Raw genomic sequence first — 25,888 nt, 5'->3', positions numbered from 1 at the left:
GTTAAAGCGGAATACATAGTTTGTTAATCGAATGATGTTTTCTCTCTATTTAGCCTATTCAATAAATGCGTTTTCTCCTCTTTTTGTGTGATGCACCTCTCATTTATGACTTTTGTGTTACTTTTTTCAGACTCTATTTGTGGTGGATATCGAGGGTTCTTTTCTTAGACTGGGTATAATTATCTGGCAAAAAGAGTCAATAATCTCTGGCAAGGGCATTATTGATAATCCATTAAATTTTTATGTGAACAGGGACCCTTCAATGCAACTCATTATGAGCTTGGTCGGAATGGCAACATTAATCTTGATAGCCATTCTGTTTTCCAGCAATCGACGTGCAATTAGACTACGTACAGTTGGTGGCGCATTCCTTATTCAGATTGGCTTAGGTGCATTTGTTCTTTATTCCGACGGTGGTCGCGAGGTGCTTCTTGCGGTTTCTGATGGCGTTAAGAATGTTATTGATTACGGCAATAATGGGATGAGCTTCCTATTTGCAGGGCTAGTATCAGATAAAATGTTCGAGTTGTTTGGTGGTGGCGGCTTCGTATTCGCCCTGCGCGTACTGCCTGTTATCGTGTTCTTCTCTTCACTAATTGCAGTGCTGTATTACCTTGGCATTATGCAAGTAGTCATTAAAATTCTCGGTGGTGGCTTACAAAAAGTACTGGGTACATCACGAACAGAATCGATGTCTGCAACTGCAAATATTTTTGTTGGACAAACAGAAGCACCGCTTGTTGTTCGCCCTTATATTGCAAGAATGACAACTTCAGAACTCTTTGCTGTTATGTGTGGTGGTCTAGCCTCTGTTGCGGGTTCAGTCCTTGCTGGATACGCTAGTATGGGCGTGCCATTAGAGTATCTGATTACAGCATCATTTATGGCGGCTCCAGGTGGTTTACTCTTTGCTAAATTATTGATCCCTGAAACCGAAACGCCAGACGATCAAAAAGATGCGCTGGATAAAATGACCGATGAAGAAAAACCAGCAAATATTATTGATGCTGCAGCGGCGGGCGCCTCTTCAGGTTTACAGCTTGCACTTAACGTCGGTGCTATGTTACTTGCTTTCGTTGCGTTAATTGCATTAGTTAATGGTATCCTCGGTGGTATTGGTGGCTGGTTTGGTTATGAGAATTTCTCATTAGAATTAGTCTTAGGTTGGGTTTTTGCACCTATTGCTTTCTTAATCGGTGTGCCTTGGAGTGAAGCGACCGTTGCTGGCTCCTTTATTGGTCAAAAACTGGTTATTAATGAATTCTATGCTTACTCTGAATTTAGCAAATATCTACAGGATGAGGCTCAAGTTGCTGCATCAGGCTTAATCATCTTGTCAGAGCAGACAAAGATAATTATCTCCTTTGCGCTGTGCGGTTTTGCTAACCTTTCTTCCGTTGCTGTACTGCTAGGTGGTTTAGGTGGAATGGCACCAAACCGTCGTAAAGACGTGGCGCGTTTAGGTATGAAAGCTGTGCTGGCTGGTACACTTTCTAACTTAATGAGTGCAACGATTGCAGGGTTCTTCTTTGCATTAACTGCAATGGCTGTTGTTGCTGCTTAATTGATTTGTGTATTGTGAAGAGCAGATAGGTTTTGCCTGTCTGCTCTTTTATGTTTGTTTTCTGCTGTAATATTAACTACTTTTATTGTGTGAGATATTTCGCAATTTGTATTGAATAGGGTCAATAGCGGTACCATTTCATATTGAACACGCTTTTTTTGCGTTATAAAGACGACTTAGAGGCGCTATTCGAGTAACATTACACCAGAAAATAACCTTATTGTGATTTTTGTCACACTTTTATGTCATCATTTGCAAGTTGCATTTGATTAGTGTGACGTAAAGCACATCTAATTGTTCCTTAGCGTGTTCAAATAAGATGTGCTGAAACTTCATGGAATGGCGAAGGCTCAATGACGGGTCGCCGAAGTGAGCATAGCGCGGTGAGAGGGAGCTCAGCTGTCGTTGTAGCGTAAGTTACAACAACATCTTCAAGGAACCAAGTCCGCTCGCCAACAAATTTAATCGCTAACCTTAAGCGTACGCCCAAAAGGGCTTGAGAAACATCGTTGGAGAGTTTTATGACAGATTTAACCGCTGCAGCGCGCCTTGCGCTGTCTTTGATGGATTTAACTACATTAAATGATGACGACACTGATGCGAAAGTGACTGCATTATGTCATCAGGCTAAAAGCCCAGAAGGTAATACAGCCGCTATTTGTATTTACCCACGTTTTATTCCGTTAGCACGTAAAGTGTTACGCGAACAGGGTACTCCAGACGTCCGTATCGCAACCGTAACTAACTTCCCTCATGGTAATGATGATTTAGATATCGCATTAGCAGAAACCAACGCGGCATTAGCTTATGGCGCAGATGAGGTTGACGTAGTTTTCCCTTACCGCGCATTAATGGCAGGTAACGAGCAAATCGGTTTTGATATCGTTAAAGCATGTAAAGAAGCGTGTGCAGAAGCAGGTTCTTTACTGAAAGTCATTATTGAAACGGGTGAGTTGAAAGATCCTGCGCTTATCCGTAAAGCATCTGAAATTTCAATCAAAGCAGGTGCTGACTTTATTAAAACTTCCACAGGTAAAGTGCCTGTAAATGCAACACTGGAAAGTGCTGAGTTAATGATCCAAGTGATCCACGATATGGGTGTTGGCAAAGAAGTTGGTTTCAAACCAGCGGGTGGTGTACGTACCGCTGAAGAAGCTGCTCAATACCTTGCATTAGCTAACCGCATTATGGGTGACAACTGGGTTGATGCCCGTCACTTCCGCTTTGGTGCGTCAAGCCTGTTAGGTAATTTATTAGCCACTTTAGGTCATGGCGAACAAAAATCGTCTAGTGGTTACTAATCCATTCGTGAAATACGCCCATTTTTCATTATTGTGGGCGTTACCAATGCTATAAAACCAGGAGGTTGCAGTGTTTCTTGCCCAAGAAATTATTCGTAAAAAGCGTGATGGTCATCCTTTAACTGAGGAAGAAATTCGTTTTTTCATTAATGGCGTCAGAGATAATACTGTTTCTGAAGGTCAAATTGCTGCATTAGCAATGACTATTTATTTCCACGACATGACAATGCCAGAGCGTGTTGCTTTGACATTAGCTATGCGTGATTCCGGTACAGTACTGAACTGGAAAAGCCTCAATTTAAATGGCCCCATTGTTGATAAACACTCAACCGGTGGTGTGGGTGATGTAACGTCACTGATGTTAGGGCCAATGGTTGCTGCTTGTGGTGGTTATGTTCCTATGATTTCTGGTCGTGGATTAGGCCACACAGGTGGAACATTAGATAAGCTTGAAGCAATTCCGGGCTTTGATATTTTCCCTGATGATGAGAAATTCCGCGATATTATTCGCAATGTCGGTGTTGCTATTATCGGACAGACTAATTCATTAGCACCTGCTGACAAACGCTTTTATGCTACCCGTGATATTACTGCTACAGTTGATTCAATCCCGCTTATCACTGCTTCTATTTTAGGTAAAAAACTAGCTGAAGGCTTAGATGCATTAGTGATGGATGTTAAAGTTGGCTCAGGTGCCTTTATGCCGACTTATCAAAAATCTGAAGAGTTGGCGGAGTCAATTGTCCAAGTAGCAAATGGTGCTGGCTGTCAAACCACTGCACTGTTAACTGATATGAATGAAGTGCTAGCTTCTAGCGCAGGTAATGCGGTTGAAGTTCGTGAAGCGGTTCAATTCTTAACAGGCGAATATCGTAATCCACGTCTATTTGAAGTCACTATGGCGCTGTGTGTTGAAATGTTAGTATCAGGCCGTTTAGCGGATGATCGTCAACAAGCTCGTCAAAAACTACAAGATGTGTTGGATAACGGTAAAGCAGCAGAAGTCTTTGGTCGTATGGTTGCAGCACAGAAAGGTCCAACTGATTTTGTTGAAAACTACAATAAATACCTGCCAACTGCGGTATTAAGTAAACCTGTATTCGCTGAGAAAGCAGGATTCATCACAGAAATGGATACGCGTGCATTAGGTATGTCTGTTGTGACATTAGGTGGCGGTCGTCGTAAAGCGACTGATGCTATTGATTATAGTGTTGGTTTAAGCGACATCGCGGCACTTGGTGCTAAGATCAATACAGATACACCTTTAGCGATGATCCATGCTAACAGTGAAAAATCATGGCAAGAAGCTGCGGCTGAAGTCCGTAAAGCGATGGTAATTGGTGACAGCAAACGCGAAGCTTCACCAATGGTGTACCGCCAAATCAGCGAATAAGAACTCAATTACGATTTATAAGTGACATACCCGTAGTCTGCGGAGAATGACACAGGAGAGAGAATTATGAAACGTGTACATATCATGGTGTTAGATTCCTTCGGTATCGGTGCTGCCGGTGATGCGGAGAAATTCGGTGACCAAGGTTCAGACACTTTAGGGCATATCGCACAAGCGTTTGCTGACGGTAAAGCAGATAAAGACGGTCGTAAAGGTCCTCTTCATTTACCTAATCTATGCCGTTTAGGTTTAGGTAAAGCTGCGGAAGAATCAACAGGCAAATTCCCTATCGGTTTGGACAAAAACGCAGAAATTATCGGTGCTTATGGCTACGCGAGTGAAATCTCTTCTGGTAAAGATACTCCGTCAGGCCACTGGGAAATCGCAGGTGTTCCTGTTCTATTTGATTGGGGATACTTTAAAGAACTGAAAAATTCATTCCCACAAGAGCTGTTAGAAAACATCGTTAAACGTGCAAAATTACCAGGATACTTAGGTAACTGCCATGCATCTGGTACTGTGATTTTGGATGAACTGGGTGAAGAGCATATGAAAACCGGCAAGCCGATTTTCTATACCTCTGCTGACTCTGTATTCCAAATTGCATGTCATGAAGAAACTTACGGTTTAGATGAATTATATGAGCTGTGTGAAATTGCTCGTGATGAACTAAACAAAGGCGATTACAACATTGGTCGTGTTATTGCGCGTCCATTTATCGGTGACAAACCGGGTAACTTCGCTCGTACAGGTAACCGTCATGATTTAGCGGTAGAGCCACCAGCACCAACTATGTTGAAAAAACTGGTTGATGAAAAACAAGGCCACGTTGTTTCTATCGGTAAAATTGCTGACATCTACGCAAACGTAGGTATCACTAAGAAAGTGAAAGCAACGGGTATTAATGCTCTGTTTGATGCGACACTTGAAGAAATGAAACTTGCGGGTGATAACACCATCGTCTTTACCAACTTTGTTGATTTTGACTCCTCTTACGGTCACCGTCGTGATGTTGTAGGTTATGGTGAAGCACTTGAGTTATTCGATCGTCGCTTACCAGAACTGATGGAACTGGTAAAAGAAGATGACATTCTTATTTTAACAGCAGACCACGGTTGCGACCCAACTTGGCCAGGTTCTGATCATACTCGTGAGCACATTCCTGTTCTGGTTTATGGTCCTAAAGTTAAACCAGGTTCATTAGGTCATCGTGAAACCTTCGCGGATATCGGTCAAACTGTCGTGAAATACTTCGGTTTATCACCAGTCGATTACGGTAAAGCGATGTTCTAATTTTATTTCGGTAGGTATAGCAATATATCTACCGAATAATATTTAAATAGTAAAAAGATTAATTAAAAGGAAGAGTTATGGCTACCCCTCATATTAACGCAGAAATGGGCGATTTTGCTGATGTCGTTTTAATGCCGGGCGATCCGCTTCGTGCTAAATACATCGCTGAAACTTTTTTACAAGATGTCCGTCAAGTAAATAACGTTCGTGGTATGTTAGGTTTTACAGGTACGTATAAAGGCCGTAAGATTTCTGTTATGGGTCACGGCATGGGTATTCCTTCTTGCTCAATTTACGCAAAAGAATTAATTACTGATTTCGGCGTAAAAGTGATCATCCGTGTTGGCTCATGTGGTGCAGTATTACCAGACGTTGAATTACGTGATGTTGTTATCGGTATGGGTGCATGTACAGACTCTAAAGTTAACCGTCTGCGTTTCAAAGACCAAGACTTCGCTGCTATTGCAGATTTTGAATTAGTTCAAAATGCAGTATCTGCTGCTAAAGCAAAAGATATTAAAGTTCGTGTTGGTAATATCTTCTCTGCTGATCTGTTCTACTCACCAGATCCAGAAATGTTTGATGTTATGGAAAAATACGGCATCCTTGGTGTTGAAATGGAAGCTGCTGGTATCTATGGTGTTGCTGCTGAATATGGTGCAAGAGCACTGACTATTTGTACTGTCTCTGATCACATCAAAAAAGGGACACAAACTACAGCAGAAGAGCGTCAAACGACTTTTAACGAAATGATTGAAATTGCATTAGAATCTGTTCTGTTATTAGAAGACTAATCAATACATCTCGTTGCTTAATAATAGTAAAAACCCAATTCTTTGAATTGGGTTTTTTTATGTCTAATCAATAAGGTGACAAATTAAGGCGCATAAATATAGGTTTCTAAATAAGGGTCCATTTTAACGGCATAATTTTTTAAATTATCCAAGCTAGGCGTTAACGGCTCCTTGCATTCTTTTTTGCTAATAATATCATTGCCTTTGTAAACAATAACGCCGTTAAACTGCCATCCTCTCCCTTCTCCGTCGTAAACAACGTAGCTATAGTTTCCATTCTTAAAACGAACATAGGTCGATGCCCCTGCAACAAACAGCTGATGCCCATAAAAGACATTATTATTGGGTTGTTGAGGCACTGGTAGTGTTATCTCTGTTTTGGCAAGTGTGCCATAGCGATAAACAGGGGGCTTTCCATGTTCAACGAACACGCTGACATACTTACCATTCTCAAGTTGGCAGGTAAATTCTTCAGCATGGACACTTGCGGATAATAATACGAATACAGCAGCAACAGCGATATGTGCTTTCATATTGTGTTCTCCGTTAATTACCTACTCTATTACTTTAAGTATCGGCACAGAACACAAAATATGTAGAGTAAATATTCTGATTATTTAGTAGAGTTACTAGTTTTCATTTTAACTGATATTTTAATCATTTCTAGTGTTATTCACTGTGACAATTTCATATCTTATATTTTCATTAATGGCTCTCTTTTTAACTGACCTTAACCGATATTTTATACCTGATAATGGTTAAAATTAGAACTTATTAGCTGATTATGAAAAATATACTAGTGTTTTAGTCTTATTTTATCGAGTTTGATTAAATTAAATGTAATTTAGTGAGTGCTAATTGCGGAAACAACAGATTAATTCAATTAATTAAATGAAGAGTTCAATAATATCAGTTGTTTAGAGGGTGAGTACTATGTTTTGATTATATTTCAAATAGTTAATAGTATTTGTAGTGATTGTTTCTGTTTATAGCCCTATTTTTACTGTGATGTCAGTCACATAAGTGGATATGTGAAAAAATAGTTACTGTAAATTTAACTTTCCGAAGATTTCTATTGTATTGATATTAAATAAAATATTTTGTTTTATGTGGTTGCCAGTAGAACCTGTGCGATCGCATGAGGCACTAACTAATTTAATTAGAAAATGTATAGTATTGCTATACACTTTATTTACGTTATCGTCGGTTTCTATTTGGAGAATATAGTGAAAAATCAAGATTTATTAGGTTTATCTTCTGCTCACATTCTGAATGCGGAATTTGAGAAGAAATACCACGACGTTATTGCTCACTTTTTCAGCCGAGATCCGAAGTATTGGCCGATATTTCAGGATAAAACCATCCAATCGATTACACAGTTTAGAAAAACAACGACTAATGATAATGACCAATTACAGCGTTATCCTAATGGGCAACAGCTATTCGATCGTTTAATGGCTGATACACAAATTCAGCAAAATATTAATTACCCTGAAAACGATCCTAATGAATTACTGATGTTAGTTTCGACACTGTGTAAAAACTGGGAAAACCCACTAGCGGTTGAAAATGTTATTGCAATGCCGAGTGATCCGGGTGTTTATGGTTCAATGTTAGGGCTAATGGGCAACCCTAATATGGTGTATTGTGAATATTCTGGTGTCGCTGATGCGTTAGAAAAAGTGACGATTAAAAAAGTCGCAAAATTAGTGGGATACGATCCTGAAGTTGCCTCTGGTGTATTCACCCAAGGTGGTACCATGTGTAACTTATATGGTTATCTCTTTGGCTTACGTAAATCTATGCCAAATTCGAAACATTTAGGTATGGCAGCAGATCAAGACTATCGCATCATTAATTCTCAAGGGGGTCACTATTCAAACATGACCAACCTTGCACTATTAGGTGTTGATGTCGATAACAAAACTATCCGCATTAAAGTATCTGAAGATAATACGATTAACCTAGAACACTTAGAGCGTGAATTAAGAGCCTGCTTTACGGTTAAGTGTAAAGTGCCAACGATCATGTTAACCACAGGCACAACAGACACCTTTGGTGTCGATGATGTGAAAGGGGTTTGTGAATTACGTGACCGCTTATGTGAAGAATTTGAGATCCCGGTTAAGCCACATGTCCACGTTGATGCTGCAGTTGGTTGGCCGATTATTTTCTTCTTAGAATATGATTTTAGCGGTAACCCTCTAGCGATCAACGATGTCACTTTAGAAGGCTTACGCCAGAACGTTGAGAAATTCAAACATCTGAAATATGCCGATTCTATCACTATCGACTTCCATAAATGGGGCTATGTACCTTACACCTCAAGCTTAGTACTAGTGAAGAATGGTAATGATTTCGTCGCACTGGAAAACGATCCTGAAAACTTCACCTATTTTGAGCACGAATTAGAAGGTCAAACTCACTTACAATCAACAATTGAATGTACACGTAGTGGTGTGGGTATTTTTGGTGCTTATTCTGCAATGCATTATATGGGTATTGAAGGTTACCAAACTATTATTGCTCACTGTTTGCAAAACGCGAACTATATGCGCCATCAGTTATTAGAGATGGGCAATGCAAAAGTGATCGTGCCACAAAACCAAGGGCCAAGTGTTGGCTTTAAGTTGTATGATCCAAACTTAGTGAGAGATCCTAATGTTGCTTTTGATTTAGAGTTAACCTGCTCTACAGACAAAGAAGCGTATGACTTTATGGTTCACAATACTCAGTGGCATAGAAAACTTTTCTTACAGCGTGGTAGAGAAGGCTTATTTACTAACTGGGTTGATTCTATTGCTTGTTCTAAATATGCAAAAAATAACCGTTACATTTATCTTCCTGGTGAAAAAGCCGTATTTATGAACCCTAATACTGAACGCGCACATATTGATAATTTCATGAAGATTTTAACTGAAATGAGTCAAAATATGAGTTCTAAAAAAGCTGCAAAAATATAATTAAATCGCTATCTGATTAAATAAAACAAACTGTACTTTAATAGAGAAAACTCATATTAAGGTACAGTTTTTGTTTTAGGTGATAATAGTTGCAGATTATCTGAGTTGGCTATCTTTACTACCACGGCGATTATACCCACTAAAGGTATTCCTCTTTTTATCAATTGCCTCTTGGCAATTTAAACAATAGCGTACGCCAGGAACCGCCTTTTGCCGAGCCAGAGAGATTGGTTCACCACATTCATCACAAAACTCTGCACTTTCACCTTGTGCCATTTGATTGCGAGCTTTTGCAATTGCATCATCAATGGTGGCATCGATTTGCTCTTGAACAGCATTATCATTAGCCCATCCACTTGCCATTATATTCTCCTACTTTAACAGTGAATATAAACAGTATTATTGGGGCATTGGTGAAAAAATCAACAGAATAAAAGAGAAAATATATTGTGAAGATATCGCGATAGAAATAAAAACCCCCTTATAAAAAGGGGGAAAATTTCAGAGGCATAAAACGTCGTTGTTATTGTTTTTGTTCTCTAATAAACAGAGAAATGATAAAGAAGAGGGCGACGAATACGATAATGAGGTTAAAGCCAACAGAAACATTATAGCTTTCTGAAACCTGACCGATTAATGAACCCGCTAAGGCACCGCCCAATCCTGAAGCGACATAAATCAATCCCATCACAGAGCCACTTTTGCTGGTTAATTTTGTAGCAACCGCTGCGGCTGTTGGAAATAAAACAGATAATGCAAAACCAAACACCATAAACAGATAAACCACGTCTTGCACAAAAATACGGCTCACAATAATGGCTATCAGAGAAAACAGTGAGAACAGAATAAGCGTTTTACGATCACCCAATGCAAGGTTAATAAAGCCACCAATAAAACGACCGATGGTAAATAAGAAAGCAAAACTAGAAATAACATAAGCCGCTGTTTCTGCTTTTTGCGCATTACTCATACTTCCAATATCCATCGAGGTATAGAAAATAGGGAAGAAATTTAAAAATGCGGCTTCGGCTGCAACATATAAAGTGATAAATAGAATAACCAGTAACAGTGATTTTTGTGTCAGTAACTCTAAAAAGTCACTGAATTTCATATCGACTTGTGCGCTACTTTCTATTTTTAAGGTACTTAATACTAAAATAATCACCGCAACAATAACGGCAACACCCACATAAAAAGTACGCCATGAAATAGAGTGTGAAAATAGATATTGTAAAATAAGTGGGGTAACAATCATCCCTACACCAAACATGGCGTTAGAGACGTTAAACATCATCCCTGCTTTCTCTTTATAGAACGTCGGAATAACTGTCACGATAGAGACAAGCATCGAGCCAATCCCTAAACCAATCACCAGATAAAAGCCAAAAAATAGCATCACATTGAAAGCAAGGCTGGTTCCTGTTAAACCGACCGCCATCATTAAGGAGCCAATAAACATCATGACTTTTAACCCTTTCTTATCGGTAAAATAGCCCGTTAATAAACTGGCGACTAAAAAGCCGATTTGGAAAAAGGTAATTAAGGAGCCAACTTGGCTCATATTTAATGAAATATCATGTTGAACTTGTTCGAGAATAAGCCCTTTTGTATTTTGAATGCCACCGAGTAAAAACATCGTGACAAACAGAAGGAAAAAAACTTTCCATTTTTGTTGTTTAGCCATAATTTTATCCTGATTTTCCGCGGTGTATTATTCTTTAACTGTATTGTTGTTATAAGAGCTATTATTCGGTGTATTGTGTTTACCAATTGCATCAAATAATTCTTGAGTCGCCCATCCATAGCAATAATAAAGCAGCGAATCACATGCACTTTCTTCTGCAGCAATAACCGCTTCAATTAATTGAGAGGCGGGTAAATTCCACATTTGAATACCGCTATAAATAAAGGTATTTGGCTGTGAAAGCTGGCGAACTTTATTATTTTGTTCTGCAACAAAATGAATCGGGAAGCCTTGCTGTTTAAAGGTTTCATATGAAATATCATAAGGTAGGTCAAATAAACGTTTAAACGCAGTAAATGCACGCTCTTGGCTTTCGCTATCATGAGCAAAATGATTAATTAACCCTTGAACATCTGCGCCACCCCCTAATTTATGATAAGGGAAATGTTTGAGTGTTGAAGAATAACGCGTTAATTCATGATAGTTCTGACCTAAGATCCAACTGTAAGCGGGTGGCCACAAATCAAGCCATAACGTAATTCCCCCCGCGGTCTGTTTTGCATCAGACAGTAATTTCTCCACTAATTGAGTCACACTTTGTTGGCGAAATCGTTGCCATGCTTTTAACAGAGGCTCTTCTTTTAATGCGGTAACAGGCGTTTCAAAATCCCCTTGTTTTAATGCATCAGCTAAAGCGGCGAGGCGATGTTTGATTTCATTAACAGCTAAGCCTTGTTGCACCATTTTCTTTTCACAGTGAGGACAAAAACAGGTAAATAATCCCGCAGGATTGACTTCTTTACCTGCCCAATCAGGAAAACGAATTCGGTCAATTAAAAAGGTGTCATAACCATAGTTTTGTTTTAATGCTGTGAAAGTCTTTTGCCATAATTGAGCAACATCAGGGGCATTTGGGCAAAGCCAATGTGCTTGTGGGCGACCTTTAAAATCGACAACCTGATTATTTTCTACATCACCGACAAAATCGCCATTAAGTATATTTGCCCATGGAATGACTTTATATTTTCCACCGTCAGTGGCTTTTTTTATCGTCATTAGCGGATCTGCACCCGCTAAAATGGTGGGATCAACACGTTGGCTCAGATGAGGAAAATCAGTATGAGTATTGATATGTAGTGTACCTGTTCCCATAACCACATTATGAATAGGGTTATGAGGCAGATCGCCAACAGGGTAAGGGTTACGTTCAAAAATAGTATTAATTTCGACAAATAAATGCTCAACATGCTTCATACCATCAAGGCGTTGAAGAATAGCGGGCATGCCTTCGTCTAAAATATCATGTGGGTGAAGATGTATTCCTGCCATGAGTCGCTCCCATCTCGTTTAAAGATTTTTTTATTAGGGTTATCTCAATTGGATCTCGGGCATAAATTGAATTGATGGATAAACCGTGGCTAAGGCAAGAATAGCAATGCCATAAAGCGGGCCTTTTTCCCATAATTCAGAAAGCTCGATATTCACTTTGGTGTTAGCAAATAAATGTCTATCTAGATTTGCCTGAACACGCGGTAAAAAGATGTCAGCAGAACGGGTGATCCCGCCTGTTAATACCACTTTTTCCAGATTTGCAATGGCGACTAAATTCATAATGCCGATAGCAAGATAATCTGCCATTTCCTCAACTAAGGATTGAGCAAGCGGATCACCTTGTTGTGAGGCTTGAATAATCTCAATCGCACTCAAGTTTTCCCCTTTCAAGCTCGCCATTCGCTCACTTAAACCTGAACCGGAGCAGAAACTCTCAAAGCATCCTTTATTGCGCCAATTACGAAAAAGATGCTCACGGGCAAACATCATATAGCCGATTTCACCCGCAGCATTGTTTGCGCCACGGATAACTTTTCCATCTATTAGCAAGGCGGAGCCTAATCCAGTGCCGATACCAATCAACGCACAACTGTGCGTATGACGGCAGCGGCCTTTCCACATTTCACCCACAAGTGCGGCACGAATATCATTTTCGAGTACAACGGGTACATTGAGTTTTTCTGTAAGCTGTTGTGCTAAAGGTAAGTTATCCCATTGAGGTAAGTTAGGGGAGCCTTCTAGCACAACACCATTTTTGATATCGATGATCCCTGGTGTGGCGACACCGATAACATTGATCTTTTGACGGTCTACGCCGCTTTTTTCGATCACATTTTCAATACTTTGTGCAAATTGCGTAATAAAGTACTCACGATCGTCAGTATCAAAGGTAGGCTCTTGATATTCATACAACAATTCAGCATCTAAGTTAAAAACCGCATAAGCTATCTTGGTTCCACCTAAATCAATGCTGACGCCTAAACTGTGTTGAGGATCGAAGTTAACTAAAATACCTTTTCTGCCTTGTCCTGCTGGCGAACTGACTCCGCTTTCATAAACGATTTTTTCTTCAAGGAGATCGTTAATAATTTCAGACACCGTCGCTTTTGTAATCCCGCTAACTTTGGCTATCTGAGCCCGTGACAAAGGACCTTGATGACGAATGACATTTAATACAAGCGAGGCATTCATTTGCCGTAATGTATTGGGTACGTTCGGTGTCACGTTACTACTCCATTTGTTTAGAAACAAAACTAAAAGATGTTTTTTTTATATAAAATCGTCTGTGTTTGATAGTTATGCACCGTTTTATTTACTTTGTAAAGTATAAAACAACTAATTAGTTTAGAAACCATCCTAAATGAGTTTGTGATCACAATTTAATGTGTGGTTTGTTACGTTTTATAAACTGTCTGATGAGAGTAATCTGCATTGAGGTAAAGTGATGAAGCTTGAAAACAAGAAGGCTAATTATCTTATGAATAATTTAATAAAATAGCTTATTTCTTCGTATTTCATCATTAACTAAAAGTTAGTTAATACTAATTTATATTCACTAATAATTAATCTTCTCTCTGATAAATCTGTAAAGTACAATAGTAAAATATAAATTTCACATTACATTTTTAATGAAAAAGGCAAGGTATGTTTAAAAAATTATTTTACTTAACTGCTATTTTAATACTATCGGGTTGTGATGGTGGAAATATTGATACCGTTAAAAAACAAAAACTTATAGACTCTATTGATTACACGGTAGGTGATATTCTTGATAATCGAGGAGTATGTAGCAACGTAGAGTGGACAGAGAATAAAGAAAAGAAAATAGTTGAATACAACTGTACTTTAAATAAAGGAAAGATATTTTTTTCATTTGATGAAGCTTACGCTAAAAACTTAAGAGAAAAAAATCTAGAAGTTGGTCTTAATAATGCACAAGTAAAAACACAAAATGTTATCGAAAATGAAAAAAATAATATTGAACGTTTAGAAAATGAAATTGCTAACTTGAATAAGTTAAAATCATCAAATGAGAAAATCTTCACGTTAGAAAATAATGATGATTTTAACCTTTACACTTATTATGCATTTAGAAATTGGAACGACTCTAATGAATCACTTGGAATAAAAAAAACGATTGAAGGTGAATTTTATTCGTTCAATATGAATCGTAGTGCATCTGAGTATACTGAAATTTATGATTATCTAACTGATAATTATAATAAAGAAGATGAGCGATACAATAAATATAAATCAGTAGTTGACGGTGATGAGTATAACAATAAAGGTTATTTTCAATCATGTGTTAATAAAGAATACTATGATGCTTTAGAAACAGAGGTAAATAATCTCTTAAATAGTCAATCATGGCTTGATGGTATTAATAATAAGCATTATTCAGAGATAAGAAAAATATGTGAAAATCATCTCGAAGGCATTGTTAATAATAGTGAGAAAGAAAAAAAAGCATGGATAGAACAGTGTATTGATAATGCATATAAACCTGAATATAAAAATTTAGCTAAAGAGGAAGCTATATCAAAATATAAAAATATTAATTTTGATGAAAAATGTACGCTAGAAAAAGAAAATAAAATTAAATCAATTTTAGAAACACTTGAATTGTATAATAATCAAGTTAAAGCTGAGTTAACTAAAATCGTTGAGCAAAATTTAGTGGAAAAAAATAGTGAACTAACTAAATCGAAAGAAAATATTGCTCATTACACTTCGAGTAAACGATTAGATGAAGAAAAAGAAGAAGCAAAAACGTTTGCTGAATATACTGTTAGACAATATGCATTAACGCATATTCCTAGAGGGGTTGAGCAAATCATATGGGAATATAATTCAGTTACAAAAAAATTTATTATCAAATCTCAACATTTAATTCAATATGATTATGATGGAAAAGTAATGACTGGTAACCTATATCTTGATGTTGCAGTATATGCGGCACTAAATAATATCAATGATATTGATAACTATATGAAAATTAGACAAGAAAAAGCACTGAATAAATTAATGAATTATCTTAGATAAATAAAACTACATTATTACATCTTAGTATTAATCTATGTGGAGAGCTGAAAATCTCTCCTTTTTAATTCTTTATAATATGAAAATGTAATTTACAAAGGTGAATTGAGGACAATGAAAAAGAAAATAATATTAAAAAGCGTATTAGGAATATTGTTACTATTCCCACTGTATTCGCAAGCGATAACGCTAAGTAATTATCTTCAGGTTAAACAATTACTTACCCAAGATAACCCTGCTAATAAACAATTAGAGTCCGTGACACAAGCTTATCTTAATGGTATTGCCAATGGATTTAACTTTTACGCTGTTGCTATAAAAATTGAGAATCAAGATAACGATGATTTTCGTCCTCTTTATTGTCCACCGCCTAAAATAGAACAAAATGGAGATTTTATGGTTAAGCATATTGATGCTTATTTAGATAACAATCCCATTGTTAAACAGAAACAAAAAGATACGCCCATAGAATTGGTTTATATTCTTGCATTAAAAGATGCTTATCCTTGCGATAAATAGAAAGAAAAATAGCCACAGTCCTTGTGGCTAAAATGATTTGGTGTGCTCTTTTTCTTGTTATTTACTTCAGGTTGCCTCTCTCATAAGCTCCTTGATGGAAGACACTCAAGCAGTCGCCGCTTCAACTTGTTTTACAGGAACAAGATGACAACAATCGCTTTCACCGGTTTTTTCAAAAGTTGATAAACGGGTGATCAAGAGTGAATTCATGTCTGTTAATAATCCCTCTGCTTGTAGTTTTTGCATGATGCTTTCATCGCAGTCATTATTATTTTGACGTTGATAAGCCACAGGCGTTACACCACGTAATACAGTCAATTGACCAGCAAGTGCGGGATTATCTGTTAATGCGTAGACGTTGTTATTTGGCATAAAGCGTGACAATAGCGTCACTGATTTACCATTTTCTGTTAATGCAGCAACACTTAAATGCTTGTCGTCATGGAAAGCTGTTGTCGCAGCAGCTAACGCAATCCAACGACCCGTTTGTGAATAGTAAGACGGTGATTGCCATGGGTTTTCCGCGTTTGCTGCAAAAGAGCGCTCAGCACCTTCAGCTACGCGAGCCATTGCACTAACGGCTTCCACAGGGTATTTTCCTGCTGCTGTTTCCGCTGAAAGCATCACGGCATCTGTTCCATCACCGACGGCATTCGCAATATCCATCACTTCAGCACGCGTTGGCATTGGGCTTTCAATCATCGATTCCATCATTTGCGTTGCAGTAATAACCGGGCAACCTAATGCGCGACAACGTGCAATCAGTTGCTTTTGTGCGCCCGGTAAGCTGGCATCCCCGATTTCAACCGCTAAATCACCGCGAGCCACCATAATGACATCTGACGCTTTAATAATGTCATCCATATTGGCTTCACAAGAAACGACTTCTGCGCGTTCTACTTTAGCAACGATTTTGGCGTGACTTCCTGCGGCAATTACTAAGCCTCGTGCATATTCAATATCTGCACCATTGCGTGGGAATGAAACGGCAATATAATCAGCCTGAATAGCGGCTGCTGTGTGTATGTCTTGTTTGTCTTTGTCTGTTAATGCAGGCGCAGATAAACCACCACCGAGTAAGTTAATACCTTTACGGTTAGAGAGTTTTCCACCTACAGTGACAATGGTTTCTATTTTATTATTATTTACGGCACTGACTTGTAATTGGATATTACCGTCGTCCAGTAACAGAATATTCCCTGGTGTGACTTCTTGAACAAGCTGTGGGTAGTCCAAACCAACTTGTTGTTCGTCGCCTAATGTGCTGTCTAAATCTGCATTTAGAATAAAGCTATCGCCTTGTTTTAATTGAACTGAATCATTTTTAAAGTTAGCGATACGAATTTTAGGGCCTTGCAGGTCTGCTAAGATCCCGATAAATACACGATGTTTTTCTGCGACCTGACGGATAGTTGCGGCTGTGGCCTGATGCTGTTCGCGAGTGCCGTGTGAAAAGTTTAAACGAAATACGTTAGCACCCGCCATAATCAGCTTTTCAATCATCTGTTCTGAACAGCTAGCCGGGCCAAGAGTCGCAACAATTTTTGTCTTACGCATAATGACATTCTCTTTTTAAAGAGGGATACCCAAAGGTATCCCTTGATGACAACTTAATTAATTCATTAATCCATGGTAACTTTTTTCGCATTCCAGACTAGCGTCGCTAAAATCATGGAAACGATGGCAGAACCTATCCAGAAATACTGTACTGTGGTGAAGTCGTAGTGAGTGATATCACCAACTTGAGTCACTTTAATCAGTGATGCTGAAATCAGTTCTTGCGCTGATGCTGCAATGTAAGCGAACAGTCCAATAAAGCCTTTTACTGCACCTACTGCGTTTTTCGGCATCAGGTCACAAGCCGTTAAACCGGCTAAGAACACAACCAGACCACCCATTGCAAAACCAACCATACTTAATGCAATAGCATCCATAACACGGCTTTGTGGACCCCAGAACATCAGTGCAAAACCAGCGATGTTGGCGATACCATAAATGAGTGTTGGAATATGACGGTTAGCGTTAAACAGTTTGTCTGAAGCCATACCCGCTAAGATTGCACCGAAGAAACCAGCGATTGGGTAAGTAGACATTGCGAAACCAGCATCAATCAGTGAGTAACCTTTTGAACCTTGTAGGTAAAGAACGGCCCATGAACTGATTGCATAGCGAGAGATATACATAGCCGCACATGCTGCTGCGATGATCCACACTGTTGGTTGTTTTAATACGAATAACTGAGCGCGACGTGTTTCTTTAGGATCACTTGATTTAACAGCTTCTGACTCTTCGCCATATGCGGTTGCTGGATCAGGTAAGCCATAAGTACGAGGACGGTCTTTTAAAATCATCAGTAAGATGATACCCGCAGCAATACCTGCGATACCGGCACCGATAAAACCTGCACGCCAGCCGAAGAAGCTCACTATGGTTGCCGTTAAGATCCACGTAATTGCTTCACCGATGTTACGCGAGCCACCCCAGATGGAATAAACTGTACCGCGCTGTTTTGGTGAGAACCATTGGAAGATAGAGACACAAGAAGGTGCTGAACCCACAGATTGGAACCAACCGTTAATACCCCATAATAGGATAAAGAACAGGCTCGCCGTTGACATTCCCATGAAGATACAAACAAAGGAAGAGGCAATTAACGAGATGGACATAAAGCGTCCAATATTGGCATAATCTGACAAGAAGCCGTTAGAGAACTTACCAAATGCGTAGGTAAAGAAGAACGCAGAACCCATTAAACCGAGTTCAGCGGTGGTTACGATACCTGCATCCAGCATAGGTTTTTTCACCACACCGAGTGCCATACGAACCACATAGAACATGGCATAACCAAGAACAAGACCAAAGAAGACCTGCCATTGGTGCTTTTTATATATTGCGCGGATCTTTTCACTTGACGCTTCTATTAGCGGCAGATCCTTTCTGGTTTTAAAGAAACTTAGCATAGAGATGACTCCGAATATTATTCATGTCTGAAGCTGATTTTGGTTTTCAGAGCTGATGCTATTCATTTAGGTCATCTTGGTGCAAAAGAGGGAATTTGAGTCATCGATGACACATTCTGCTGAATCGGTGAGTCAAATTTGTAACATCGCTATTAGGCGTTGGTTTAAAAATGAGTGAAGATATCGTCGTATCATTGTTGTAAATGGGTCATTAAGGACTCATTAGCCAAAAATAATAAATATTGCTAAATATCAGAAGTTTGAAGTTCGACACATTTTTATGTTTATTCAAAACAAAACCAGGGGTATGTCATGAAAATAAAAATAACGCTTAGCCTCGTCTGTTTACTGTTTAGTTGGCTGTTTATCACACCTGTACGTAGTGATGAGCAGCCACTTGTTATACTGACGACTCTTTCAGATACACCAATGCGACCACTTACAGAGGCTTTTAGCGCTCGTTATCCAGATACTAAGGTGCAAGTGGTTTATCGTCGCGTCGCGATTGCGACCCGGATGATGAAACAATATCCCACACAGCCAGTTGATATTGTGATGTCGTCATCGGCTAATTTTTTCCATCATCTAGATAGAGAAGGGCTACTGGCACGATTACCCGTCAATTACGAAACGCCAAAATGGTTAACGCGCCATAGTGATATCTTAAACGACAAGATAACCACGGTTGGCTATTCCGGTATTGGTATTATGAGCAATACGCAATACCTACAAAAACTGGGTATTCCAGCACCTAAAAGCTGGGTTGATTTAAGTGATCCGATTTACCAAGGGCACTTAACTATGACCACTCCAGCGAACTCTGGCACGATGCAATTGATGGTGGAAAATGTGCTACAAGAGTACGGCTGGGAGCGTGGATGGCAGATCCTACTCGAAACCAGTGGTAATCTTTCCTCTATTTCGGCACGGAGTTCTCGTGTCAGTGATGCTATCGCCAGAGGCATTGTAGGGGCTGGTCCAATTATCGATAACTACGCTTTTAATCATCAGAAACGCTTTGATTTTGTCGAATTTAGCTATTTTGATAAGTCGATTATTTTACCGGCTTATGTTGCTATTGTTGCCGAAAGCAGTAAAAGAGACACAGCAGCCAAATTTATTGCCTTTCTTTTATCGGATGAAGGACAAGAGATCATCTATAAAAGTGATATGGCAAAGATCCCATTAAGCAAAGAGATTTTACGTAATAACGATGAACTTGCTAATAACACCGAATTTATTTTAAACAGTAATGAGGCTTATCGTCGTAGTGAAGTCGTTAATGCGTTATTTGATCAAATGATCACCCATAATTTTCCGTTAATGCGCCAAGTTTGGAATGATATCCACGAAGCAGAAAGACAGGAAAATAAAACGCCAGAACGTATTTCTGCCATTAATAAAGCGCGAAAAATAGCAAGTTCAGTGCTTATTAGTGAAAAAGAGGCTAATTCTCCTACATTACAAGCGTTATTTATGAAAGAAGCTGATCAGCGAGAATACTCTGATCAAGCATTAGCTGTGTTGTATCAATGGCGTACATTAGAAGCTGAAAGGCTTGAACAAGCACTGGTTTTATTGAAAGAGACAAAATCACCCTAACCGCCTTGTGGTTCAAATATACAGCAGGAAGCGCTGTTTTTATGAAAGGTATTACGGATGAAATTATTAGTGCCTAAACAATTTGGCAAACTAGGTAGACGCCTGTATATGGCGTTTATCTTTAGTTCTTTACTCACCTTATTGATTGGTGTGGTTATCTTTTTTATGTGGGGAAAACTGGCGACACAAATTAATGCGTCAGTGGGAGAGTCTCTGCCGATGTTAACCACCAGCTATACCATGGAACGTTATAGCACCAATTTACAAATGCTATTAAAAGAGCGAGAGCAAACACAGAGAAAATCGATTTCAGAGCAACAACAGCAGGAAATTCATCAGTTATTAGATAATTTGCGTGAGTTTCCTATTGAGCAAAAGCCACAGCGTGATTTTTATACTCAACTTGTTGATGAGCTATCGGCGCTTATTAATCAACAAGATGTGTTATTGGATAAACGACGTGAATTAGAAAACCGCCTTGCCCAATTATTAGGGCAATTGGCGTGGATGCATGACGCTGTTGGTGAAGACATTAAACCGCTACTGAATGAAATTGAGTGGCATGTCAGCCAAATGCTCAATGAAAAAAATGTGCAGGAAAACAGCCTACAACTCCTATTGGAATCAACGCTGTTACAAGAGTTGTTTACGACCGAAAATGAATTAATCAGCTTAGTTGAAGAGATTGCTCACCAACGTTATAGCCGTGATATTGATGTCGCTTTCCATTATATCAGCGTCAAAATTGATGAAATAATTGCTTTAAATCAGAAACTAAAAAGCTATCCATCGACAATTGCTCATCGCCAAGTATTACAAGAGATTATTGCGATCACCCGTTATGACGGTGATATTTATCAAACACTGATTGATGATGTAGATAACGAGAAAAAGCTCAAAGCATTAACCCCTGAACTCAATGAAAAATTATCACAATTTGATAATGCTGTAAGAGGCAATGTTTTTGCTACCAGTGAAGCGCTAAATAAGCTTAATGATAATACCCGTAAGCTAATGGCAACGGGGAAAATTGTTATTGTTGTCATTATTATTGCATCACTATTGCTGAGTATTATTGTGATGAAAATCTTGATTGATAGAAGACTTATTGCAAGATTGAATAAACTTAGTGATGACTTAGCGCATGTTGCCAAAGGTCATTTAACCGAGCCTGTACTGATTGAAGGGCAAGATGAGATTGGTCTGTTAAGTCGGCGACTTCGCCGATTTTGGCGTCAAATGAAAGAAGTTGAAACCAGCAATGCGTTAAATCTTATTAATAATACCGATGCAAGCTTAATTACCTGTCACCACGATGGCAGAATGGAAACCGTTAATCCAAGTGCGGCAATGTTATTAGGAACAGGAAAAGAGCAAAGTAATAAGCCACTTTGGTTACTGTTTAGTGGTGAAGCGAGCACCATGCTGAAAGCGCAATTTAGCTCAACCAGTCAGCTTTATCGCTTCGGGCAAAGTGAATGTACCATTCGAATGGTAAAAGAAGGCGAGCCGCATTTTTTACAATTTAATATTCGAGAATATCCGCATAAAGACGAACACAAATATATTGTGACTATCACGGATATTACGCGCCAAGAGCTAAGCCGATTAGAGCTTCAACGGCTGGTGACATTAAAAACACAAGATTTACAGGATAAAAACCAGCAATTAAATGAAGAGATATTGCGCCGCGAACAGGCACAGAAACATTTAATTCAGACACAAGAAGAGTTAGTACAAGCTGCTAAAATGGCCGTTGTAGGGCAGGCGATGACAAGCCTTGCACATGAGCTTAATCAGCCACTCTCTGCAATCAACACCTATCTATACAGTGCAAAACTGACTATGCAGATGGGCAAATATGATCAATTACCTGATTCTATCGAACGTATTGAAAAGCTGTGCGCGCGAATGAATCGAATAATCACTGCATTACGTAATTTCTCACGTAAATCTTCGTCTGAAATTAGCTTTGTTTCAGCGCCGTTAAAGGAGCTAGTAGATAGCGCGATGGTGCTGGTGGAGTCCCGCTCTAAACGAGAGCAGTGCATTATTACCAATAATATTCCTGATGAATTAACCATTTGTGCAGACCCGACACAAATTGAACAAGTCTTGGTTAACTTGTTTGTTAATGCAATGGATGCCATTGCGGGTGTTGGTGAAAGCCAAATTACAATTGATCTTTTATCTGTTGATCCTAAACGAAAATTAGTGGCGATTGCCGACAGTGGAAAAGGATTCAATTCAGACGTTTTACCAAAACTATTTACCCCATTTACAACCACAAAAGATGTGGGGCTTGGGTTAGGGTTATCCATTTGCCGTTCAATTATGCAACGGTTTGGTTATGAAATTTACTTGGCCTCTACATTAAACGGTGGCGCCATGGTTGTTTTGGAGTTTACAGATGACACAATCACACATGCCTGATATCGATGTTTTATTAATTGATGACGATGAAGATATTCTTGAATCTTATCGTCATTTACTCAATCTTGCGGGAATGGTTGCTAGAGTAACCGACTCACCAGAAAAAGCACTAAGCCTGTTAACACCAGAATGGCAGGGGGCTGTTGTACTTGATATTTATATGCCAGCAATGAATGGCATGGAAGTATTAGAGCGGATTAAACACATTGACTCTCGTATTCCGGTTATCATGATCACAGGGCATGGCGATATACCGTTAGCCGTAGAAGCGGTAAAAAAAGGGGCTTATGATTTTATTGAAAAACCGATTAATCCACCTGTTTTCTTAGAGTTAGTGGCAAAGGCACACAAAGAGCGTCAATCTATTCTTTCTCTTAGAAATGCGGTAATAAGTACCACACAAGAGCGATTAGTGGGAGACAGTGCGCAAATCACTGCAATTAGAGAACAAGTACAACAAATCGCAGATATAGATAAAGATTTAATGATAGAAGGTGAGATGGGAACAGGGCGACATCTTCTTGCGCAACTATTGCATGAATTAAGCCCGCATAGTGATAAAGCTATTCAAACCGTCGATTGCCAAAATTTAGCGGATATAAAACAAGTTATTGCCCAAATTGAAGCAGATGAAGTCGGAACACTGATTTTACGTTCCCCTTATGATTTGTCATCAGAAGCACAACGCTGGTTAAGTTCTTATCTGTTAGATATGGAGCGTCAAGGAAAGCGCCATTTTAGAACAATTGCGATTTTAGAAAATAATACTCAGCAACTGGTAACAGAAGGGCGATTGATCCCTGAATTCTATTACTATTTTTCACAAATCACTTTTTCACTGCCTCCGTTAAGTGCTAGACGCCCAGATATTATTCCGTTATTTAGAGCTTTCTTACGACAAAGCGCACAGCGACTCGGTATTGCAGTACCCAAGATTGATCGTAATTATCTCGATATTTTAAAACGTTACGATTGGCCGGGTAATATTCGTGAGTTACGAAATGTTGCTGAATTATATGCGGTAGGCATTGTGAAAATGGTTGATAGTGAACAACATCGAGCCATTATTCCACCTGAAGGTCCTTTGGATAATCTTGTGGATGAGTATGAACGTCGATTAATTGAAGATGCGTTATATTTATTTGCGGGACGTGTGAGTGATGTGGCGGATTATTTGGGTATTCCACGTAAAAAGCTGTATTTACGAATGAAAAAACATGATCTTGATAAAGATAGCTATAAACCAAAAGTGTGATTTATCCGCTATTTAATAACAAAGAAGCGCCATACAGGCGCTCTTTCAGCGTTTTCTTTTGTTGCTATTATTCTTAAAATTATATTAAGAGTTAAATATAAAAAATAAAGTGTCTTTATTTGACTGTCATAATGGTATTTTTGATATAGCGGTTGATTTTTTATTTTTTATAAAATAGATAAAATAACAAAGTAAAAAAATAGTTACTAAATATTATTATCTCTCTTATTGTGAATATTATTTTTTATTTATGTTAAAAGGGATTTTATTCTATAATTGACTATATTAAAAAGAGTGCTCATTAAAAGAGTCTCATATTTATTTTGTCTCTATAATTTATTTTTTATTCATTATTAATAATTAATTAATGATATTGAAATATATCGTCATAATTAGATTGTCTAATTTTTAATTAAATAAGAGAATATAATTTAATTCCTCAATTAAGATGAATCCTAAGTGTTATTGTATATATATTGGGTTTATCGTTTCAGCAAAAATCAATACACTAAATAACTATCACTTTACGTTATAAAAATCCAATATAATCCGTTTATTTGGTTTTTTTATTTAATTTACTTAATATAAGTGTTAATGATGGTGTCTTTCTTCTTTACTAAGTAATAATATCTAGTTCATGTGTCATTTTAGTTTAAAATACTTTAAGTGCTCATTTAAAGAATTGTTTCAATTGATAACTATCCTTCAGTTTTACTAATAATATCCTTTTCTGACTTTTGACTTAATTTACACCTTTTGCGAGTATTTCATTGCAAAATAAGTAAAGAAACATAATTTAAATCTGTTTTTTTGCTTTAAATTTTGACTCTTACTTTCTGATCAAAGTTTATTACTTATTTATATGTCTAATTAAGATGTTTTTATTAATTAAGGAACTTAATTTCTAAAATATTTAAAAGTGACGTTTAAAAAAGTTAATGCGATTAATTTATTTCATAAATTAATTTTAATATGAATGCACAAAGGACGCATTCGTAGGATATCCCCTATCTTGGTTTTATAAATCAATATCAATGGATCTGTGAATTTTAAATTGTAGAAAGGCGGTGAGGTTTTATTACCTATCGCTTATTTAGTCAGAAACCAAGAAATATCAATATCTTTATGTGTATAAAGGAAATGTTATGAAATTTACTAAATTAGCTTTAGGTGTTGCGTTATCTTTAGTTGTTGCTGCTCCAAGCTTTGCTGCAGATCCAGCGGAAAGCCGTGAAGGTAAAGTACGTTTTACGGGCTTTATCAATGATGTTCCATGTTCAATCGATGATAAAAGCTTAGATCAAACTGTTAAGTTTGGTGAAATTGCATTGCATGAACTGACCAGCAATAAATTCCGTTCAGATAGCGAAAACTTCGATATTATCCTGAAAAACTGCTCAACTGAAACTTACAAAACTGCAAAAGTATCATTCACTGGTGCAACGGTAAGTGGTTTTGACGGTTATACCGGCGAATTACTGGGCTTAGGTGGCAAAGTACAAAACGCAGGTATCGTTATCACTGACCGTGGTAATAATCCAATTACTTTTGGCCAAGGCTTCCCAGTAGCAGGTCACGCTTTAAATAATGGCGATGGCTCTGTCACTACTCTGCAATTCTCAGCTTATGTGAAAGGTAATGAAGCAGATGATAAGAAAGCAACAACAGGTTCTTTCGACACAGTAGCTAACTTCAAAGTTATTTACGAATAATTGTTGTTTTTTTATTTAATAAGATGTGTGGCGTCTAGACGCCA

Annotated in this window: 19 protein-coding genes; 12 read left to right on the top strand and 7 right to left on the bottom strand. The window is 38.2% G+C overall.

What is annotated here, in order from left to right:
* The first annotated feature begins 262 nt into the window (after window positions 1-262).
* The 5 genes from QQS39_RS15910 (at window position 263) to deoD (ending at window position 6,345) form a co-directional block, all read left to right on the top strand.
* Window positions 263-1,564 (top strand): NupC/NupG family nucleoside CNT transporter, encoded by a 1,302-nt coding sequence (locus QQS39_RS15910; RefSeq protein ID WP_151436099.1) that lies wholly within the window; start codon window positions 263-265, stop codon window positions 1,562-1,564.
* A gap of 521 nt (window positions 1,565-2,085) precedes the next feature.
* Window positions 2,086-2,865: a deoxyribose-phosphate aldolase gene (gene deoC, locus QQS39_RS15905; RefSeq protein WP_151436098.1), complete on the top strand. Its 780-nt coding sequence runs from the start codon at window positions 2,086-2,088 to the stop codon at window positions 2,863-2,865.
* A gap of 70 nt (window positions 2,866-2,935) precedes the next feature.
* On the top strand, window positions 2,936-4,258 hold the full coding sequence (deoA, locus tag QQS39_RS15900) for a thymidine phosphorylase (RefSeq protein ID WP_151436097.1): 1,323 nt from the start codon (window positions 2,936-2,938) through the stop codon (window positions 4,256-4,258).
* A 66-nt stretch (window positions 4,259-4,324) separates the two neighbouring features.
* Window positions 4,325-5,551 carry a phosphopentomutase gene (gene deoB, locus QQS39_RS15895; RefSeq protein WP_151436096.1) on the top strand — a complete coding sequence of 409 codons (1,227 nt, stop codon included), beginning with the start codon at window positions 4,325-4,327 and terminating at the stop codon, window positions 5,549-5,551.
* Between the two features lie 77 nt (window positions 5,552-5,628).
* Window positions 5,629-6,345: a purine-nucleoside phosphorylase gene (gene deoD, locus QQS39_RS15890; protein WP_100158856.1), complete on the top strand. Its 717-nt coding sequence runs from the start codon at window positions 5,629-5,631 to the stop codon at window positions 6,343-6,345.
* Window positions 6,346-6,428: 83 nt separating this feature from the next.
* Here the strand turns inward: deoD and QQS39_RS15885 are convergent, their stop codons facing one another.
* Entirely contained in the window at window positions 6,429-6,878 is a 450-nt protein-coding gene (locus QQS39_RS15885; protein WP_151436095.1) for a hypothetical protein, read from the bottom strand.
* Between the two features lie 693 nt (window positions 6,879-7,571).
* Here QQS39_RS15885 and QQS39_RS15880 point away from each other — a divergent pair.
* On the top strand, window positions 7,572-9,308 hold the full coding sequence (locus QQS39_RS15880; protein WP_285804909.1) for a pyridoxal phosphate-dependent decarboxylase family protein: 1,737 nt from the start codon (window positions 7,572-7,574) through the stop codon (window positions 9,306-9,308).
* A gap of 96 nt (window positions 9,309-9,404) precedes the next feature.
* Here the strand turns inward: QQS39_RS15880 and QQS39_RS15875 are convergent, their stop codons facing one another.
* The 4 genes from QQS39_RS15875 to QQS39_RS15860 all read right to left on the bottom strand — a co-directional run bounded on the left by QQS39_RS15875 (window position 9,405) and on the right by QQS39_RS15860 (window position 13,548).
* Entirely contained in the window at window positions 9,405-9,671 is a 267-nt protein-coding gene (locus tag QQS39_RS15875) for a DksA/TraR family C4-type zinc finger protein (protein WP_151436093.1), read from the bottom strand.
* Window positions 9,672-9,831: 160 nt separating this feature from the next.
* Window positions 9,832-10,992: an MFS transporter gene (locus QQS39_RS15870; protein WP_151436092.1), complete on the bottom strand. Its 1,161-nt coding sequence runs from the start codon at window positions 10,990-10,992 to the stop codon at window positions 9,832-9,834.
* A 27-nt stretch (window positions 10,993-11,019) separates the two neighbouring features.
* Entirely contained in the window at window positions 11,020-12,321 is a 1,302-nt protein-coding gene (locus QQS39_RS15865; protein ID WP_285804908.1) for a hypothetical protein, read from the bottom strand.
* A 39-nt stretch (window positions 12,322-12,360) separates the two neighbouring features.
* The gene (locus QQS39_RS15860; protein WP_285804907.1) at window positions 12,361-13,548 is read right to left on the bottom strand and encodes an ROK family transcriptional regulator; all 1,188 of its coding nucleotides are present in this window, start codon (window positions 13,546-13,548) and stop codon (window positions 12,361-12,363) included.
* Window positions 13,549-13,968: 420 nt separating this feature from the next.
* Here QQS39_RS15860 and QQS39_RS15855 point away from each other — a divergent pair, with 420 nt between their 5' ends.
* Both QQS39_RS15855 and QQS39_RS15850 read left to right on the top strand, forming a co-directional pair.
* The gene (locus QQS39_RS15855) at window positions 13,969-15,366 is read left to right on the top strand and encodes a hypothetical protein (RefSeq protein WP_151436090.1); all 1,398 of its coding nucleotides are present in this window, start codon (window positions 13,969-13,971) and stop codon (window positions 15,364-15,366) included.
* A gap of 111 nt (window positions 15,367-15,477) precedes the next feature.
* Window positions 15,478-15,882 carry a Rap1a family protein gene (locus QQS39_RS15850; RefSeq protein ID WP_151436089.1) on the top strand — a complete coding sequence of 135 codons (405 nt, stop codon included), beginning with the start codon at window positions 15,478-15,480 and terminating at the stop codon, window positions 15,880-15,882.
* A 105-nt stretch (window positions 15,883-15,987) separates the two neighbouring features.
* Here the strand turns inward: QQS39_RS15850 and pyk are convergent, their stop codons facing one another.
* On the bottom strand, window positions 15,988-17,439 hold the full coding sequence (gene pyk, locus QQS39_RS15845) for a pyruvate kinase (protein ID WP_285804906.1): 1,452 nt from the start codon (window positions 17,437-17,439) through the stop codon (window positions 15,988-15,990).
* 65 nt (window positions 17,440-17,504) lie between these two features.
* Window positions 17,505-18,842, bottom strand: coding sequence for an MFS transporter (locus QQS39_RS15840; protein ID WP_151436087.1), 1,338 nt, complete (start codon window positions 18,840-18,842; stop codon window positions 17,505-17,507).
* 312 nt (window positions 18,843-19,154) lie between these two features.
* Here QQS39_RS15840 and QQS39_RS15835 point away from each other — a divergent pair, with 312 nt between their 5' ends.
* From QQS39_RS15835 to QQS39_RS15820, 4 genes are all read left to right on the top strand, one after another.
* The gene (locus QQS39_RS15835; protein ID WP_285804905.1) at window positions 19,155-20,444 is read left to right on the top strand and encodes an ABC transporter substrate-binding protein; all 1,290 of its coding nucleotides are present in this window, start codon (window positions 19,155-19,157) and stop codon (window positions 20,442-20,444) included.
* A gap of 57 nt (window positions 20,445-20,501) precedes the next feature.
* Window positions 20,502-22,877: an ATP-binding protein gene (locus QQS39_RS15830; RefSeq protein WP_285804904.1), complete on the top strand. Its 2,376-nt coding sequence runs from the start codon at window positions 20,502-20,504 to the stop codon at window positions 22,875-22,877.
* On the top strand, window positions 22,855-24,132 hold the full coding sequence (locus QQS39_RS15825; RefSeq protein WP_151436084.1) for a sigma-54-dependent transcriptional regulator: 1,278 nt from the start codon (window positions 22,855-22,857) through the stop codon (window positions 24,130-24,132). Before QQS39_RS15830 ends, QQS39_RS15825 begins: the two co-directional genes overlap by 23 nt.
* 1,145 nt (window positions 24,133-25,277) lie before the next feature.
* Entirely contained in the window at window positions 25,278-25,844 is a 567-nt protein-coding gene (locus tag QQS39_RS15820) for a fimbrial protein (RefSeq protein ID WP_036913900.1), read from the top strand.
* Window positions 25,845-25,888: the final 44 nt, after the last annotated feature.

The sequence above is a fragment of the Proteus appendicitidis genome, from assembly GCF_030271835.1.
Taxonomy (GTDB): domain Bacteria; phylum Pseudomonadota; class Gammaproteobacteria; order Enterobacterales; family Enterobacteriaceae; genus Proteus; species Proteus appendicitidis.
This window is presented reverse-complemented; position numbering and strand designations above follow the sequence as displayed.

Coding starts and splice junctions, on each gene's coding strand:
- QQS39_RS15910 (WP_151436099.1), top strand. CDS start 263: ATGCAACTCATTATGAGCTTGGTCGGAATGGCAACATTAATCTTGATA.
- deoC (WP_151436098.1), top strand. CDS start 2,086: ATGACAGATTTAACCGCTGCAGCGCGCCTTGCGCTGTCTTTGATGGAT.
- deoB (WP_151436096.1), top strand. CDS start 4,325: ATGAAACGTGTACATATCATGGTGTTAGATTCCTTCGGTATCGGTGCT.
- deoD (WP_100158856.1), top strand. CDS start 5,629: ATGGCTACCCCTCATATTAACGCAGAAATGGGCGATTTTGCTGATGTC.
- QQS39_RS15885 (WP_151436095.1), bottom strand. CDS start 6,878: ATGAAAGCACATATCGCTGTTGCTGCTGTATTCGTATTATTATCCGCA.
- QQS39_RS15875 (WP_151436093.1), bottom strand. CDS start 9,671: ATGGCAAGTGGATGGGCTAATGATAATGCTGTTCAAGAGCAAATCGAT.
- QQS39_RS15870 (WP_151436092.1), bottom strand. CDS start 10,992: ATGGCTAAACAACAAAAATGGAAAGTTTTTTTCCTTCTGTTTGTCACG.
- QQS39_RS15865 (WP_285804908.1), bottom strand. CDS start 12,321: ATGGCAGGAATACATCTTCACCCACATGATATTTTAGACGAAGGCATG.
- QQS39_RS15855 (WP_151436090.1), top strand. CDS start 13,969: ATGTTTAAAAAATTATTTTACTTAACTGCTATTTTAATACTATCGGGT.
- QQS39_RS15850 (WP_151436089.1), top strand. CDS start 15,478: ATGAAAAAGAAAATAATATTAAAAAGCGTATTAGGAATATTGTTACTA.
- pyk (WP_285804906.1), bottom strand. CDS start 17,439: ATGCGTAAGACAAAAATTGTTGCGACTCTTGGCCCGGCTAGCTGTTCA.
- QQS39_RS15840 (WP_151436087.1), bottom strand. CDS start 18,842: ATGCTAAGTTTCTTTAAAACCAGAAAGGATCTGCCGCTAATAGAAGCG.
- QQS39_RS15835 (WP_285804905.1), top strand. CDS start 19,155: ATGAAAATAAAAATAACGCTTAGCCTCGTCTGTTTACTGTTTAGTTGG.
- QQS39_RS15830 (WP_285804904.1), top strand. CDS start 20,502: ATGAAATTATTAGTGCCTAAACAATTTGGCAAACTAGGTAGACGCCTG.
- QQS39_RS15825 (WP_151436084.1), top strand. CDS start 22,855: ATGACACAATCACACATGCCTGATATCGATGTTTTATTAATTGATGAC.
- QQS39_RS15820 (WP_036913900.1), top strand. CDS start 25,278: ATGAAATTTACTAAATTAGCTTTAGGTGTTGCGTTATCTTTAGTTGTT.